This window comes from Massilia haematophila, from assembly GCF_042647645.1.
In the GTDB taxonomy this organism is placed as follows: domain Bacteria; phylum Pseudomonadota; class Gammaproteobacteria; order Burkholderiales; family Burkholderiaceae_D; genus Telluria; species Telluria haematophila.
In genome coordinates this window covers 820,702-836,854 of the sequence record NZ_JBHRVV010000001.1, presented here as the reverse complement: position 1 = coordinate 836,854, position 16,153 = coordinate 820,702, and the positions used below count along the sequence as shown (strand labels likewise).

Below are 16,153 nucleotides of genomic sequence, written 5' to 3'. Positions count from 1 at the left end.
CGAGCACCAGGTCAGACAGCGTGGGTTCAAGAACCCACCCTACCAAACCCGATCATTGCATCGCCAGCTCGACGCAGTTGCGCCCTGCCCGCTTGGCCCGCGCCAGCGCCGCGTTCACCCGCACCATCAGCGAGTCGGCGCTCTCCTGCTCGCCCAGCTGGGCCACGCCAAGGCTGACGGTGACCTGGTCGCAGCCGGGAATCGCGGTCGCCGCGATCGCCGCGCGCAGCTTCTCGGCGATCTTCAGGCCGTCGATCGCGCTGGTGTGCGGCGCGATCACCTGGAATTCCTCGCCGCCGGCGCGCACCACGATGTCGCTGGAACGCAGCAGCTTGTGGGCGGCCTCGGCCACCGCGCGCAGCGCGACGTCGCCGACCGGGTGGCCGTAGCGCTCGTTGACTTCGCGGAAGCGGTCGATGTCGAAGGCGATCAGGGCCAGCGGCAGGCGGTAACGCCGCGCGCGCTTGATTTCCATCTCCAGCAAGGCTTCGCCGTGGCGGCGGTTGGCCACGCCGGTGAGCGCGTCGACCGTCGAGACATGGGTCAGGCGCGCCAGCAGTTCTTCGCCCTCGCGTCCCATGTCGGCCATGCGCAGGCCGACCTCCGCCAGCGCCGCCAGTTCTTCCAGCGCATCGAGCTGGTCGCGCGAAAACGCGCGGGCGTGGTCGAACAACAGGCACAGCGAGCCGCGCGCGCTGTTCAAGCCGCTGCCGGGACCGCCCGCCGGAATCGGCAGCGCGAGCGCCATTTCGACCCCGTGCGTGCGCAGCGCCTGCGCCAGTTCCGGTTCGCCTGCCTTTTCCGGGGCGTCGAGCAGGGCGACGGTATTCGCGGCCACCGCCAGCAGGCCCGGGAAGGCATGGCGCAAGGGCGATTGCAGCAGGCGCTCGCCGCGCTGCAGGACGGCGGCCAGGTTCAGGCCGCGCCGCGTGCCATGCTGCGCCTGCAGCCGCAGGTCGCCGCCGGGCTGCAGGTAGAACAGGGCCGCATGCACCACGCCGGGCCAGCTGCACAGCGCCTCGCACAGGCGTTCGGACAGCGCCACCGGGTCCTCGCCCTGGCCGAGCGCCGCTTGCACCCTGGCGCGCAGGGCCGCCAGTTCCTCCAGCTCGCTTTCGCGCGGGGTCGGCGCCCGCACCGGGGTGGGGCCGGCCGCCAACCGCGCCGCGACCAGCTCGCGCAAGGCCTGGGGCGCGAGCGGCGCGATCGCATACTCGACCGGACCGCAGGCCATCAGGGCCGGCAGCCAGCGCGCGTTGGCGAACGGGCACAGCACCAGGGTCGGGGCGCCGGCGCGCGCCGACACCAGCCGGGCCAGGCCGGCCAGGTCGAGTTCGGGATCGAAGCGCTCGAGATCGATGACGAGGAGGTCGACCGGTTCGCGCTGCAAGGCATCGAGCGCCGCATCGGCGCCGTCGGCCAGCGCCAGGCGCGCGAACTGGCCGCCGCAGCCGGCCTGGAACTCTCGGCGCCGCTGGGCTGCCGGGTTGACGAACAACCCGGCGCGTTGGCCTTGCGGCTCGGCCTGCTGAGGCATGGTTTTCTCCTTGTCATGCATATTTGTTACGAAACAGTATGAATTTTGACATATTCGGCAGCTGACGAACAGGCAAGCCCGGTCTTGTGTGTGGGAGCGCACCGTCGCGCATCCGTGCGCGGCCGATACTGGCCCGATCGAGAACCAGGATGCGAAAGGAAGCTTGCGATGGCCAACCAGGACGATGTAGCGAACCACCAGAAGGCGATCCAGAACCGCCAGGACCAGCTCGATGCGAGCCAGCAGGAGCAGGAAGGCGAAAAGCCGGTCCAGATCGGCGCCCAGCAGCCGGTGCCGCCGATGCCGGAACAGCACCTGGCCAAGCCGGGGCTGGAAGCGCAGATGGAGGTCAAGCCGCGCTTCATGGCCGAACACTACAAGGGCAGCGGCAAGCTCGAGGGCCAGGTGGCGATCGTCACCGGCGGCGACTCGGGCATCGGGCGCGCGGTGGCGGTGCTGTTCGCGCGCGAAGGCGCCGACGTCGCCGTCCTCTACCTGAATGAACACGAGGACGCGGCCGAGACCCAGCGCTGCATCGAGGCCGAGGGCCGGCGCTGCGTGACCATCGCCGGCGACGTCAAGGACATGGAATTCTGCCAGCAGGCGGTGGACCGCGTGGTCGCCGAATGGGGCCGCCTGGATGTGCTGGTGAACAACGCCGCCTTCCAGGAACACGCCAGCAGCCTGATGGACATCACCGAGGAGCGCTTCGACGAAACCATGCGCACCAACATCTACGGCTACTTCCACATGGCCAAGGCCGCCCTGCCCTACATGAAGCGCGGCGCCGCGATCGTGAATACCGGCTCGGTCACCGGCCTGAAGGGCTCGAAGATGCTGCTCGACTATTCCTCGACCAAGGGCGCGATCCACGCCTTCACGATGTCGCTGGCGGCGAACCTGCTCGACAAGGGCATCCGCGTGAACTGCGTGGCGCCGGGCCCGGTCTGGACGCCGCTCAATCCGGCCGACCAGGCGCCGGACAAGATCGTCCACTTCGGCGAGAGCACCACCTACGGCCGCGCGGCCCAGCCCGAGGAACTGTCGCCGGCCTACGTGTTCCTGGCCTCGAACGCCTGCTCGAGCTACATCACGGGCATCGTGCTGCCGGTCACCGGCAGCGTCGGCGAATAACAACCACAACCACAACGACAACGAGGGAGGAGAAGATATGGCGCGCAGCATGTGGAAGGGTGCGATCAGCTTCGGGCTGGTCCACATCCCGGTCGAGATGTACCCAGCGGTGAGCAACAATGCGCTCGACCTCACCATGCTCGACCGCCGCGACTTCTCCCCGATCGGCTTCAAGCGCTACAACAAGACCACCCAGAAGGAAGTCTCCTGGGACGACATCGTCAAGGGCTACGAATACGAGTCGGGCGAATACGTGGTGCTGTCCGACGAGGACCTGCGCCGCGCTAATCCCGAGGCCACCGCCACCATCGACATCCTTGCATTCGTCGACGCCGGCGACGTGCCCCTGCTCTACTACGACCATCCCTACTACCTCGCGCCCGGCAAGGGCGGCGACAAGGTCTACGCCCTGCTGCGCGAGACGCTGAAGAAGGTCGGCAAGATCGGCATCGCCCACGTCGTCATCCGCGTCAAGCAGCACCTGGCGGCGCTGGTGTGCGAGGGCGACACCATCGTGCTGAACACCCTGCGCTACCCGGACGAGATCCGCGACGCCGGCGAGCTGAAGATTCCGTCGGCAAAGGCGAAGAGCGCCGCGGTCAGCGACAAGGAACTGAAGATGGCGATGGCCCTGGTCGAGGGCATGAGCGAGGACTGGGACCCGGGCCAGTACCACGACGACTACCGCGAGGACCTGCTGGCCCTGGTGGAAAAGAAGATCAAGGCCAAGCAGACCAAGACCATCACGATGCCCGACCCCGACGAGAAGCCGGCCAAGTCGACCAACGTGATCGACCTGGTCGCGCTGTTGCAGGCCAGCCTGGGCAAGAAGCCGGGCAAGGGCAAGGTCGCGGTGGACGAGGACGACGACGACGAACCGCCGCCGCCGAAGCGCGCGCCGAAGCCGGTCGAAGACGAGGACGAGGACGAAGCGCCGCCGCCGCGCACGCGCAGGACGGCCAGCAGCCGCGAGCCCGCAACGGCAAGTGCGAAGCGCACCTCGGCCAAGGCGGCTGCAAAACCGGCCGCCAAGGCGTCCGCCAAGCCCGCCGCAAAAAAGGCGGCGGCAAAGACCACCCGCGCCACTGCGGCCGCAAGCAAGGCGCCGGCGCGCCGCAAGAAGGCGGCGTGACGGCGTATGGACGAATTCCTCGACTTCCTCCAATGGCCCGCGATGGCGGTCAGCCTGTACGCCGCCTACCTGATCGGCTCGCAACGCGCCGGCCGGCGGGTGTTCGGCTTCTGGATGTTCATCCTCAGCAATTTGCTGTGGATCGTCTGGGGCGTGCACGACGAAGCCTGGGCCCTGATCGCGCTGCAGGTGGCGCTGATGGCGATGAACATCCGCGGCATCTGGAAGAACGATTCGCACGACGCGCAGGACACGCAACAATCGCCCCGGACGGCGGACGCGCCGGCCGCCGGCGAAGGCCGGCGTTCCGTCAGCGGGCGCTGAACACATCCATCCACGCGACACAATTTGATTACTTCAAGGAGGCTCACATGCGCAAGATGATCATGATGGCAATTGCCGGTTTTATCTGGAAAAAAATCCAGGCCAAGATGAACGGCCAGACCAGCGGATCGGTACGCCGCTACTGACCGTAGCGAACAGTGTTTGCAGGGCGGGCGCAGAACGCACCGCCCCTGCTCCTCTTGCCTTTAGGAATTATCTATCGATTCAATCAAATCAATCAAATTTATCTTTCGCTCAGCACTAGTTAGAATCCTCCTCATCAAATTCGTCATTTCGAAGAGGAGAGAGCATGACCCAGCCCCGCCTGACCACCGCTTCCGGCATCCCGGTCGCCGATAACCAGAATTCCCTAAGCGCCGGCCCGCGCGGCCCCCTGCTGCTGCAGGACTTCCACCTGATCGAAAAGCTCCAGCACTTCAACCGCGAGCGCATTCCCGAGCGCGTCGTCCACGCCAAGGGCTCGGGCGCCTACGGCACCTTCACCGTCACCCACGACATCAGCCATTTCACCAAGGCCAAGCTGTTCTCCGGGATCGGCAAGAAGACCGAGACCTTCCTGCGCTTCTCGACCGTCGGCGGGGAAAAAGGCAGCGCCGATACCGAGCGCGACCCGCGCGGCTTCGCCCTGCGCTTCTACACCGAGGAAGGCAACTGGGACCTGGTGGGCAACAACACGCCGGTGTTCTTCATCAAGGACCCGATCAAGTTCCCGGATTTCATCCACACCCAGAAGCGCTGCCCGGACAGCAACCTGAAGTCGGCGAACATGATGTTCGACTTCTGGAGCCGCGCCCCGGAAAGCCTGCACCAGGTGACGATCCTGTTCTCCAGCCGCGGCACCCCGGACGGCTACCGCCACATGCACGGCTTCGGCAGCCATACCTACAGCCTGATCAACGATGCCGGCGAGCGCGTCTACGTGAAGTGGCACTTCAAGACGCGCCAGGGCATCAGGAACCTGTCGAATGCGGAGGCGGTGCGCCTCGGCGGCGCCGACCCGGACCACGCACAGCGCGATTTGTTCGACGCCATCGCCTCGGGCAACTTCCCGCAGTGGGACGTCAAGGTGCAGGTCGCCACGCCGCAGCAGCTGCTTGAGTGGGAAGCGCGCACCGGCTGGAACCCGTTCGACCTGACCAAGGTCTGGCCGCAGGGCGACTTCCCGCTGCTGCCGGTGGGCGTGCTGGAACTGAACCGCAATCCCTTGAACTACCACGCCGAAGTCGAGCAGGCCGCCTTCTCGCCGGCGAACGTGGTGCCGGGCATGGGTTATTCGCCGGACAAGATGCTGCAGGGCCGCCTGTTCGCCTACCACGACGCCCAGCTCTACCGCGTCGGCACCAACCACCAGCACCTGCCGGTGAACGCGCCGCGCTGCCCCTTCCATAACCAGCAGCGCGACGGCGCGATGGCGATCGTCAACGGCGGCGCGGCCCAGATCTACGATCCGGTCGACCCGGTCGGCAAGGGTGCGCTCGGCATGGGCCACGGCGAACAGGAGCTGCCGCTGGTCGGCAACGCCGGCCGCTTCGACTTCCGCGGCCAGGAAGACGACTATACCCAGCCAGGCAACCTGTTCCGCCTGATGCCGCTTGACGAGAAGCAGAACCTGTTCGACAACCTGGCCGGCCCGCTGAGCCAGGTAACCGACGAAGTCCTGCAGCGCCAGCTGCGCCAGTTCGACCTGGCCGATCCGGACTACGGCCGCGGCGTGCGCGCGGCACTGAAGGCGCGCGGCCGCAACGTCGACTAAGCAGTACTGAACCGCCGGCACTGCCGGCCTCCTCTCTCCTCCTCCTTGGCGCCATGGCTCGAAGCCTGGCGCCTTTTTTATGCCGTCCGCATGGGCCGTGCACTGTGCATTGCCTCCAGGAATGTCCACCGTTACACTCGCTCCTGTTCGAACGACAGGAAAGCCGATGCGCCAGACGAAAACGCCGCGTTACCAGGGAAGGGTCAGCAGCTGGAAGGATGAACAGGGCTTCGGCTTCATCGCGCAGAACGGCGGCGGGCCGAGCGTCTTCTTTCACATCAAGGCCTTTACCGAGCGCGGCATCCGGCCGGCGCCGGGCGACCTCGTCACCTATGAACTGCACGTCAACGACAAGGGGCAGCCGCGCGCGGAACGCGTCGCCTTCGTGCGCGACCGGACCGCGCCTGCTCGCGAATCTTCCGCCAGCCGTTCCGGCTCGCCGCTGATCGCCTTCGGCTTTTTCGCCATGCTCGGGATTGCCGTCCTGCTCGGCAAGCTCCCTGCCCTGGCACTCGGCCTGTATACCGGCGCCAGCCTGGTCGCCTTCATCGCCTATGGCTTGGACAAGTCCGCGGCCCGCAACGGCCGCTGGCGCACCAAGGAAAGCACGCTGCACATGCTGGCCCTGGTCGGCGGTTGGCCGGGCGCCCTGCTGGCCCAGCGCGTGTACCGGCACAAGTCGAAAAAGCGGGAATTCCAGGTGGTGTTCTGGGCTACCGTACTCCTCAATTGCGGCGTGCTGGGGTGGGCCATGTTGCCCGCGAGCGTGCGCAATCCTGCGCTTGCGATAATTGGTTAGATTCTAGGCATTGCCAAGGAGATATACTCCAGCTCGCGATACGGCGTGCCGACATGCCAGACACCGCCCTTGCCCGGCTTTCGCGCGAGATGGAATCAATTTTCGTGCCTTTCCCGTGCGAAACAAACGGCAATGCCCTGCCACCAGAAGGAACACCTATGAAATTCGTCGTCCAGACCGCATTCGGCCTGTCGCTGCTTGCCGCAGTCCCCGCCGCAGTCCCCGCCTTTGCCGCCAGCCCGGCGCCCACGATGCAGACCGGCGCAATCAGTCCCGCACACGTGAAAGCCGTGCAGGACCTGCTCGGCGCGATGCAGTTCGAATTCGCCATGCGCGGCGTGGCGGCGCGCACCCGCTACCCGAGCGAAGCACAGCGCCAGGCCGTGTTCGCCAGGCTCGACAAGATGCCGCCGGCCGAGATCCACCGCCGCCTGGCGCCGGCGCTGACGCGCTTCGCCTCCGCCGATACCGCGATCGAAATGACCCGTTTTTACGGCACGTCCTACGGCAAGAAGGTCATCCACAGCAAGTACAACAGCAGCGCGCAAATCATGATGCCGGGCGCGCGGGCGACGGTGCCGCCGGAAGAAAAGAAAGAACGCAAGCGCGCCGCATATGTCACGGCCAGCAAGGAACTGGCGGATGCGGAACCGATGTTCCAGCGTGAAGCGTTCAAGCTGCTGCAAGCGATTAGCAACGAGAAGCGTTGACCAGTCGCCCCGGGCAGGGTCGATCGCCGACGCCAACACCGCCCTCGCATCAACAAACAAGGGAGCGCGACGCACGTGCCGGCTCCCTGCTCCGCCACACGTCGGCGCAAGTATGCGGCGGCGCCCGCCGTCATCCGGGCGCCTCGCTTCACTCCTGATTCCTCCTTCGGCTCGGCCGCCATCGGCCCGGCGTGTCGGCAAAACGCATTCATCGGTTGCATTGATCTGAATCATCTTTCCATTGAGCACTAGCCTGGTCCACTCGGGTAAGCTCAAGGACTTGGCACGTCCTGTATCGGGAAGTTCGCCAGGACGCCCCGTCTCGTTGTGCAGTCTGTGTGTATTCCGTTCGTGCTCACCAATGGAGTCGTCCAGATGACAAACCCGTCCATGTGCCGCTTCCCATGAAAGCGCTTCCGGACTTCGCATCGTTGCGCATGTTTGGCCCCGGACTGAGCCAGCATGCCCGTCTGTTCACGCTGACATGCCCACGACAGGCCGGTTTGCCGCAATCGCTCGCCGCCGAACAGTTCTCCGGTCGCGAAGCGATCAATACGCTGTACTGGTTCGATATCGACGCATTAAGCACGTCGACCGATCCGGATCTGTCCGGCTTCCTCGGCGAAGAATTGACGCTGCGCTTGCTGCAGCCGGATGGCAGCCGGCGTGCGTGGCATGGCTTGTGTACGCATGCATCCTGGCTCGGCGCCGATGGCGGAGTCGCGCGCTATCGGCTGCGGCTTGAGCCGGCGCTGGCGCTACTGGCACTCCGCCGCGACTGCTACATCTTCCAGGACAAGAACGTCCGCGATATCGTCACCGAACTGCTGGCCGACTATCCGCAGGTGCGCTTCGAATTCGATCTCACCCAGGAACTCGCGCCCCGCCCTGTCTGCACCCAATACCGCGAAAGCGATCTCGAATTCCTCCTGCGCCTGCTCGCGTCCGAGGGCCTGAACTGGCGTTTCGAACACGACCAGTCCGAGAACGACGACGACACCGGGCATGCGCGCCATCGGCTCGTGATCTTCGACCGTCGCGCGACCGTGCCGGCTGTTGCGGGAAAAGAAGCGGTGCGCTTCCATGGCGTGCGCGCCACCGAACACGACGATGCCATCGACGACTTCCGCGCACGCAGGACAGTGGAAGCGAATGGCGTGAGCATCAGCAGCTGGGATCCGGCCCATCTGGTCGCAGCGGGGGCGGAACTGCAAACGAACCTCGACACAGGCGCCTTGCCTTCGCTGCCGATCTACGACGGAAGCGGCGAACGTATCGTCAGCGAGCGCCGTGCGGCATACCGGCATGGCGAACTGATGCTGCAAGCGCTGGAAATGAACTACAAGGTCTTCGAGGGCGCCGGCGCCGTGCGGCGCCTGGCTGCGGGCCACGCTTTCCGGCTTACCCAGCACGATCGTTACCGCACGTCCAAGGATCGATTCACGGTGCTGTGGGTCGCGCACGAAGCGCGTAACAACTTCGACACCGGCATCGGCGGCACCACGCTTTCCGGCATCGAGAACGGCACGTACCGGAACACCTTCGGCTGCGTGCGCGACGTCGTTCCTCTGGTGCCGGCCTCGATCGCGGCCCCGCGGACCGGCACTGCGCACGGCCCGCAGACCGCACTCGTCGTCGGGCTCGGCGATGCCGTCGCGACGACCAACCGCGATCATCAGGTAAAAATCCAGTTCGCCTGGCAGCGCGGCCGCAATCCCAACCGGGGCGGACTTGCGCACGACACCGATGCGCTCGGCAATGCACCGGGTGACGACAGCTCGGGAACGTGGGTGCGCGTCGCCGAGGCCTTGGCCGGGCCCAACTGGGGCACGCAATTCACCCCGCGCATCGGCACCGAGGTGCTGGTCGACTTTATCGACAACGACATCGACCGTCCCGTCATCGTGGCCCAGCTCTACAACGGCTCGGACCTGCCGCCGTTCTCCGCCGGCGTCGAATCGAACGCCAACCATGGCGGTGTCCTGTCCGGCATCCACAGCCGGAACTTCGATGGCAGCGGCTTCAACCAGTGGCAACTGGACGATACCCGTGGCCAGGTCCGTACGCGCCTGGCGACCAGCACCGCGGCGACCCAGCTCAATCTCGGGTACCTGATCCACCAGTCTCCCGGGACTTCGCACCGGGGCGCCTGCCGCGGCAGCGGCTTCGAATTGCGGACCGATGCCTGGGCCGTGATCCGCGGCGGCGAAGGGGTGCTGTTGTCGACCTCCGCCCGGCCGAGGCTGGGAAGCGGCGTGACCTCGACGCAGATGGACGCTGCCGAAGCGGTGTCGGCCCTGAAAGCTGCGAAAGCCTTGAGCGACACGCTGGGCGATGCCGCCGCCCAGCAACAGGCGCTCTTCAGCGGGGAGTCTGCCAGGGCACAAGCCGGCTTCATCGACCAGGTCGACGCGCGCTCGCACGGCAAATACGACGGCGCGGTCAACGGCCAGCCTGCCCTCAAGACGAAGAACGGGTCCCGCGAGCTGGACAGCGAGCAGCCGGTCGAAAAGTTCGGCTCGGCAGTCGTGTTGATGGACGCTGCCGCCGGCATCAACTGGGCTACACCGGCCTCGACCGTGATCCACGCCGGCCGGCACCTGCACTGGAGTACGCAATCGGACCTGCACCTGGCGGCAGCGCACACGGCGTCGACCGTGGCCGGGAACGCTGCGGGCCTGTTTAGCCATGCCGGAGGAATCCAGGCGATCGCCGCCAACGGCCCGATCTCGCTGCATGCCCATACCGATCAGCTCGACATACTCGCGGACAAGGAGATCACCGTGATCTCCGTGAACGACTGTATCGAGATCAAGGCCAAGGAAAAGATCGTGCTCCAGGCCGGCCAGTCCGCCATCACCCTCGAAGGTGGCGATATCACCTTCGCCTGCCCCGGCAAATTCACGGTCAAAGGCGGCAAGCACCTGTTCGACAAAGGCGCAAAAACACAGGCGGAACTGCCGCATTTACCGAACGGCGTGAGCGAGTTCTCGAATTTCATCGCACTCAACTACCGCGACGCCGGTGGCGAACCGATGGCCGGGGTGGGCTACAAGATCAGGTTTGCCGACGGGGTCGTCATCAACGGCAAACTCGACCAGAACGGCAGTGCGCGGCACGAAAACGTTCCCGAAAAGCCGGTCAGCGCGGAATACGAGGAACGCACGCCCATGCCGGACGAACCATGGGATCCATTGGCTGCCATGGTCGCCAGGGCGAAGGGCATGTTGAGCAGCTAGACCGCAACGGGGGCGCAGGATATGACCGACGAGTTCGAGAACGCTTTGGCCTGGTTTCGCTCCGCACCCGCGGCGTGGATCGACAGCGGCAAGAAGAATCTGGCGGCAGGCGCCGAATGGATCTGGGAAGTCCTGCAGGGCGATTTCAACGACAACGCCAGCACCGCCCAGGTCGTGACCGGCACGGTCATTTCGATGATTCCCTTCGTCGACCAGATCTGCGACGTGCGCGACGTCGTGGCGAACTGCAAGAAGATCGACGAAGAACCCGATACGCCCTGGCATTGGATCTCGCTTTCCCTGACCCTGATCGGCCTGCTGCCGCTGGTCGGGTCGCTGCTCAAAGGCTGCCTGAAAGTCGCATTCGCATCGATGCGCAAGGCCGGCGCCGTCAGCGGCGTGACGCCTCGGCTTTCGCTCGCCGTCGACGACGCCGTGATCCAGCTGAACCGCTTCCTGGCGCGGCCGGAGGTCGTCGCGGCCTTGAAAGCGCTGAAATGGGACAACCCGTACAAGACGCTGGCGAAGGAGCTTCGTTCGCTTGCAGGAAAGCTCAGCGCCAGCAAGCTTGCTACAGCCTTTGCCGACGCGGCGAAGGCGGCGCAAAGCCTGCTGGGCCTGGTCGAGAAATGGGGCGCTACGGGGCTGGCGAAGAAAGCGGGCGCGCTGCTGGAAACGGTGAACAAGGTTCGAAGCGGCGCCGAACGCAAGCTGGGCCAGGCGATCAGGCCGGTACAGGACTACCTCACACAATTGGCGCGGCGGCTGGAAATCGATGCGGACATGGCGCACAGGGCGCATTTGAATACTGTGAATCCGCACGCGTTTCGCAAGGTTTCCGAGGCTGAAGAAGCTGCAGCGTTCGAGAAAGCAAAACCTGGCTGGGTTGACAACACAGGCAAGCTTGCAAATCGACCGCTCAAAGACGCTCCTGTCCTAAAGCCGGGCTGGACCAGTACGGTGAAGAGCCCAGCACGAGGAAGACATCCTCTGGATAACGCTCACGAAACGTTTCACACAATGGAAGCCATCATCATCCCATCCGGGACGAAGCTTTATCGCATAGTCGATCCAACGTCGGCCGACAACAGCATCTGCTGGATGAGTGAGGCGGAATTCAAGAAGCTGAAATCAAAGGACCAGTGGCGCCGGCGGTTCGCTGTCTGGGCGAACTGGAACAGCAATGGAGAATTCGTGTCCTATACCGTTCCTGCGGGGAAGCCGCTGCACGTGTGGGAAGGCGTAACGGCATCCCAGAGATTGAAAGATACAGATTACGTTCTCGAAGGTGGAGCGCGCCAGATCGTCATCGATCCGGCACATCTCGACAGTTCCCATATGAGCCCCCGCCAGAAAACAGGCTGGAGCTACGATGAACTGGGCGTCACCAATACGATGGTCGGCGTGCCCGTCCAGCGAAACCACTGGTTCACGAAAAAATAGGAGGATGACTTGGACCTGCGTCTCACCCCTCAAGAGATCTACCTATTGGAACGATACACATCCGCCGAGTATTTCGCCGACCTGCGTGACGCTTGGGGCAATATGGTCACGCATGTCGAGGCCTGTCTTAATGCATTTAATCGGAATCTCCCAGGAAATTATCGTTCCCGGCCCTTGCCGGAACAGCCCGATATCGTCTGGGGAAACAGGGTCTTGCCCAATTTCCACAGCACGCTGCAAAGCCTGAATACAGGCTACATCCTGCTTACTCATGGAGACGTCAAGGGCCTGTCTTCCGCCTGGGGGCCACGCAGTGACTTCAAGGGCCAGATGGACTACTGGTCCGGCTGGATGGACGAGAGAGATGAAGATCTGTACAGCACGCTTCTCAACCACGCGCTGACCCTAGCCATTAACATTGCGACTACGGAAAGCGCGGACTGGGACCCGGGCTCATTGATTGACTATTCTGCGCAGCGGGGGCCGCTCGATCCGCCGGCGCAATGGCCAAGTTATCGCATCAACCGGGCCATCTCCGTGGCTTCTGGCGAAAGGCTGCAGCAAAGCGGGATCTACATGCCGGACGTCGACAATAGCTGCGCCCAGTTTCTCAGCACGCGCTACAACGAGGCGCCCCCCGCGTGGGTGCTAATAGGTATGAAGGATGTCAAGCATCCGCTGACTGGTGAGAAAACCGGCCAGCAGAAGATTGTGGAGAAACGCGACTGCGTCTGGTACCTGGTCGAGCGCTCTACAGACGCGCCACAAGATGCGCCCGCACCCTCGCCGGCCGAACCACAACGCCGCCGTCTCGCTGCCGGCGAAACTTGTCCCGAGCGCGGATTCTATTTCACGCCCGCATCGCCGGGATCGCGCAGGCGGTTCAAAGTTGGCGACGTCATGCCTGCCTTCGAATCGGCATATGGAGCGACGATCTGGCAATGGGATAGCGATCAGTCCTGATCCTGACGAACCATGGCGCCGCTGCCATGAGCAAGTCTGCGTCTGCATTTGGCGTAATGGCTATTAGAGAACCCGACGATTATGACCCCTCAAATACACTCTCAAGAGATTTACCTCTTGGAACGCTACACTTCCGTCGAATACTTCGCCGACCTGCGCGACATATGGGCTCGGATGGTCACGCATGTCGAGGCCTGTCTGAATGCCTTCAGCCGGAATTTCCCAGGGAATTACCGATCCCGCCCCTTGCCGGAACAGCCCGATATCGTCTGGGGAAATCGGGTTTTACCCAATTTCCGCAATACGCTGCAAGGTCTTAATACAGGTTACATCCTGCTTATCCATGGGGACGTCAAGGGCCTCTCCTTCGCTTGGGGACCTTGCAATGACTTCAAAGGCCAAATGGACTACTGGTCCGGCTGGATGGACGAAGCAGACGAAAACTTGTACAGCACGCTCCTCAACCACGCGCTAACCCTCGCCTCGAACATCACCACTACCGAAGGCGCCTACTGGGACCCCCGCTCATTGATCGACTATAACGCGGAACGGGGGCCGCTCGAGCCTCCGGCGCGATGGCCAAGGTATCGCATCAACCGGGCCATTTCCGTCGCTTCCGGCGAAACACTGAGGCAAAGCGGGATATACGTACCGGATGTCGACAATAGTGGCGCCCAGTTCCTCAGCACCCGTTACAAGAAGACGTCTCTCGCACGAGTGCTGGTCGGCATGGAGGATGTCAACCATCCATTGACCGGCGAGAAGATCGGCCAACAGAAGATTGTGGAGAAACGCGACTGCGTCTGGTATCTCGTCGAGCGCTCTACAGACTTGCTACAAGGTCCACTCACGCCAACGCCGGCAATGGGATAACGATCAGCCCTGATCCTGGCGCAATCCGGGGCACGGCTGCAGCCTTCTCGCTGGGACGGTGCACCCCGTAGCCCTATAATCAACAAATGATCACTATTCGACATTCCCGCGCCAACGAGGGCGAGCGTGCAATTGACATCTGGCGGCGTGCGGTCGATGCTACCCATGACTTTCTGTCGCGGGAAGATCGCCAGGCCATCGATGCCATGGTGTGCGACTTTCTGCCGAAGGTGCCGCTCTGGTTCGCAGTGGATGCCGATGATGAACCCTTGGCGTTCATGTTCATCGACGGCGGCCATATGGAGGCCTTGTTCGTCGACCCGGCCCATTGCGGGTCGGGCGTTGGCGCCGCACTCGTTCGTCATGGACTGTCGCTTCACCCAGCGATGACCACCGACGTCAACGAGCAAAATGCCCAGGCATTGGGCTTCTACGAAAAGATGGGCTTCCAGCGTACGGGCCGTTCTCCGCTCGACGGGCAAGGACGGCCTTATCCGATCATTCACCTGGAATACACCGGCCCCTGAAGGGTCGGTCGATTTCGCAGCGGACAAGGGACGGTCGAAAAAAACCGGGCGCAATGGCCCGGCCTCGCGCCGTCCAGCGAATGCTCCGGACAGCGCTTTACTACTGGCGGCACAGCGCCGCCAGCTTCCTGCTTACTCCTTCAACGCCGCAGCCATCGCCGCGATCTTGCCTGCGTCGGCACCCACGGCCTTCACCAGGCGCTTGCCGTAGTCCGCATCGGCTTTCCAGAAGTGCGACAGCATGGTGTTCAGGCTATCGGCATTCTTGACCATCTTCAGGTCGCCGGACAGGTTGGCGATCAGGTCGTCGCGGTCCTGGGTGCTCAGCGAGCGGTAGAACTCGCCGGCCTGGCGGAAGTTCAGCGTCTTCGCAATGCGCTGCTGTTGGGTCGTGCCTACCAACGGCAGGTTGCTGCTGCGGGCGTTCGCGTCTTCCTTCAGCGGCGCCAGGCGGCTCGGCTCGTAGTTGACGTTACCCTTGCGGTTGCCCATGTTGCCGGCGCCGTCGATGTGGTTGTTGTTCACGGCGACCAGCGGCTTGTTGATCGGCAGCGACTGGAAGTTCGCGCCCAGGCGGTGGTGCTGGGTGTCGATGTACGAGAACAGGCGGCCCTGCAGCATGCGGTCTTCCGAGGCTTCGATGCCCGGCACCAGGTTGCCCGGGGCCATGGCGACCTGCTCGGTCGCTTCGAAGAAGTTCTCCGGAACCTTGTTCAGCACCATGGTGCCGACCTTACGCTCCGGCACGCCCGGCCAGATCTTGGTGGCGTCCAGCGGGTCGAAGTCGAACTTGTTCAGTTCTTCCGGCTTCAATACCTGCACCGTCAGGTCCCACTCAGGGAACTTGCCGGCGTTGATCGCGCCATACAGGTCGACGGTGGCGTGGCTGGTGCTCTTGCCCTGCACGACAGGAATCTCCTGCGGACGCAGGTTGCGCTCGCCCTGCTTCGACTTCCAGGCGAACTTGGCGTAGACGTACTCGCCGCGCGCGTTCACCAGCTTCAGCGCGTGCACGCTGCTGCCGTTCATTTCGCGGTAGCTGGCCGGGGTGCCGAAGTTCGAGTAGACGCGGGTCAGCATGTGGGTCGCTTCCGGCACGTGCGAGAAGAAGTCGAAGACGCGCTCCGGCTCCTGCACGTTCGAGATCGGCGAGGGCTTCAGCGCGTGAATCATGTCCGGGAACTTGATCGCGTCGCGGATGAAGAAGATCGGCAGGTTGTTGCCGACCAGGTCCCAGTTGCCTTCCTGGGTATAGAACTTGGTGGCGAAGCCGCGCGGGTCGCGCGTGGTTTCGGCGCCGGAGCGGCTCGGGATCACGGTCGAGAAGCGCACGAAGACCGGGGTCTTGGTGTTCTTCGCAAACAGCCTGGCCTTGCTGATGTCCGACAGGTCGTCGGTCGCGGTGAAGACGCCGTGGGCGCCAGTGCCGGTCGCGTGCACCACGCGCTCGGGGATGCGCTCGCGGTCGAAGCGCTGCAGCTTCTGCACCAGGTGCACGTCCTGCAGCAGGGTCGGGCCGCCGGGACCCGCGGTCTGGCTGTTCTGGTTGTCGCCGACCGGGGCGCCGTTGTCCTTGGTGAGGGTCTGGGCGTGAGCGCCCTGGCTCAGGGCGATGACGCCCGAAGCCAGCGTCAGTGCGCAAACAGCGAAACGCCCTGCGGAGGAAGAGAGTGCCATAGATGTTACCTATCAGTTTTG

General features: G+C 64.1%; 13 protein-coding genes. 11 read left to right on the top strand and 2 right to left on the bottom strand.

Translation table 11 applies throughout. From position 1 onward, the window contains the following. Positions 1-52 precede the first annotated feature (52 nt). Positions 53-1,537 (bottom strand): GGDEF domain-containing protein, encoded by a 1,485-nt coding sequence (locus tag ACFOPH_RS03845; protein ID WP_379733636.1) that lies wholly within the window; start codon positions 1,535-1,537, stop codon positions 53-55. A 168-nt stretch (positions 1,538-1,705) separates the two neighbouring features. Here ACFOPH_RS03845 and ACFOPH_RS03840 point away from each other — a divergent pair, with 168 nt between their 5' ends. The 11 genes from ACFOPH_RS03840 (at position 1,706) to ACFOPH_RS03790 (ending at position 14,455) form a co-directional block, all read left to right on the top strand. After that, positions 1,706-2,671, top strand: coding sequence for an SDR family oxidoreductase (locus ACFOPH_RS03840; RefSeq protein ID WP_312552112.1), 966 nt, complete (start codon positions 1,706-1,708; stop codon positions 2,669-2,671). Positions 2,672-2,708: 37 nt separating this feature from the next. Further along, on the top strand, positions 2,709-3,803 hold the full coding sequence (gene ku / locus ACFOPH_RS03835; protein WP_379733634.1) for a non-homologous end joining protein Ku: 1,095 nt from the start codon (positions 2,709-2,711) through the stop codon (positions 3,801-3,803). Between the two features lie 6 nt (positions 3,804-3,809). After that, positions 3,810-4,127 carry a hypothetical protein gene (locus ACFOPH_RS03830; protein ID WP_379733632.1) on the top strand — a complete coding sequence of 106 codons (318 nt, stop codon included), beginning with the start codon at positions 3,810-3,812 and terminating at the stop codon, positions 4,125-4,127. 310 nt (positions 4,128-4,437) lie between these two features. After that, a complete protein-coding gene (locus ACFOPH_RS03825; protein ID WP_379733630.1) occupies positions 4,438-5,901 on the top strand; it encodes a catalase in 1,464 nt (487 codons plus the stop codon). Positions 5,902-6,067: 166 nt separating this feature from the next. Beyond that, positions 6,068-6,700, top strand: coding sequence for a DUF1294 domain-containing protein (locus tag ACFOPH_RS03820; protein ID WP_379733628.1), 633 nt, complete (start codon positions 6,068-6,070; stop codon positions 6,698-6,700). 158 nt (positions 6,701-6,858) lie between these two features. Then, a complete protein-coding gene (locus ACFOPH_RS03815; protein WP_379733626.1) occupies positions 6,859-7,410 on the top strand; it encodes a hypothetical protein in 552 nt (183 codons plus the stop codon). Positions 7,411-7,814: 404 nt separating this feature from the next. Then, a complete protein-coding gene (locus ACFOPH_RS03810; protein WP_379733624.1) occupies positions 7,815-10,649 on the top strand; it encodes a type VI secretion system Vgr family protein in 2,835 nt (944 codons plus the stop codon). 21 nt (positions 10,650-10,670) lie between these two features. Continuing rightward, complete coding sequence (locus tag ACFOPH_RS03805) at positions 10,671-12,092, top strand: hypothetical protein (protein WP_379733622.1); 1,422 nt, start codon at positions 10,671-10,673, stop codon at positions 12,090-12,092. Positions 12,093-12,101: 9 nt separating this feature from the next. Continuing rightward, complete coding sequence (locus ACFOPH_RS03800; protein WP_379733620.1) at positions 12,102-13,055, top strand: hypothetical protein; 954 nt, start codon at positions 12,102-12,104, stop codon at positions 13,053-13,055. A 117-nt stretch (positions 13,056-13,172) separates the two neighbouring features. Continuing rightward, a complete protein-coding gene (locus ACFOPH_RS03795; protein ID WP_379733618.1) occupies positions 13,173-13,928 on the top strand; it encodes a hypothetical protein in 756 nt (251 codons plus the stop codon). An 86-nt stretch (positions 13,929-14,014) separates the two neighbouring features. Further along, positions 14,015-14,455, top strand: coding sequence for an acetyltransferase (locus tag ACFOPH_RS03790; protein ID WP_379733617.1), 441 nt, complete (start codon positions 14,015-14,017; stop codon positions 14,453-14,455). A gap of 132 nt (positions 14,456-14,587) precedes the next feature. On the opposite strand, the gene ACFOPH_RS03785 is transcribed toward ACFOPH_RS03790, so the two are convergent. Next, positions 14,588-16,132, bottom strand: a complete 1,545-nt coding sequence (locus ACFOPH_RS03785) for a catalase (RefSeq protein ID WP_379733615.1) — start codon at positions 16,130-16,132, stop codon at positions 14,588-14,590. Between the last annotated feature and the right edge of the window lie 21 nt (positions 16,133-16,153).

Excerpts from the sequence above, each read along its gene's own strand:
- ACFOPH_RS03845 (WP_379733636.1), bottom strand. The coding sequence starts at position 1,537 with ATGCCTCAGCAGGCCGAGCCGCAAGGCCAACGCGCCGGGTTGTTCGTC.
- ACFOPH_RS03840 (WP_312552112.1), top strand. The coding sequence starts at position 1,706 with ATGGCCAACCAGGACGATGTAGCGAACCACCAGAAGGCGATCCAGAAC.
- ku (WP_379733634.1), top strand. The coding sequence starts at position 2,709 with ATGGCGCGCAGCATGTGGAAGGGTGCGATCAGCTTCGGGCTGGTCCAC.
- ACFOPH_RS03830 (WP_379733632.1), top strand. The coding sequence starts at position 3,810 with ATGGACGAATTCCTCGACTTCCTCCAATGGCCCGCGATGGCGGTCAGC.
- ACFOPH_RS03825 (WP_379733630.1), top strand. The coding sequence starts at position 4,438 with ATGACCCAGCCCCGCCTGACCACCGCTTCCGGCATCCCGGTCGCCGAT.
- ACFOPH_RS03820 (WP_379733628.1), top strand. The coding sequence starts at position 6,068 with ATGCGCCAGACGAAAACGCCGCGTTACCAGGGAAGGGTCAGCAGCTGG.
- ACFOPH_RS03815 (WP_379733626.1), top strand. The coding sequence starts at position 6,859 with ATGAAATTCGTCGTCCAGACCGCATTCGGCCTGTCGCTGCTTGCCGCA.
- ACFOPH_RS03810 (WP_379733624.1), top strand. The coding sequence starts at position 7,815 with ATGAAAGCGCTTCCGGACTTCGCATCGTTGCGCATGTTTGGCCCCGGA.
- ACFOPH_RS03805 (WP_379733622.1), top strand. The coding sequence starts at position 10,671 with ATGACCGACGAGTTCGAGAACGCTTTGGCCTGGTTTCGCTCCGCACCC.
- ACFOPH_RS03790 (WP_379733617.1), top strand. The coding sequence starts at position 14,015 with ATGATCACTATTCGACATTCCCGCGCCAACGAGGGCGAGCGTGCAATT.
- ACFOPH_RS03785 (WP_379733615.1), bottom strand. The coding sequence starts at position 16,132 with ATGGCACTCTCTTCCTCCGCAGGGCGTTTCGCTGTTTGCGCACTGACG.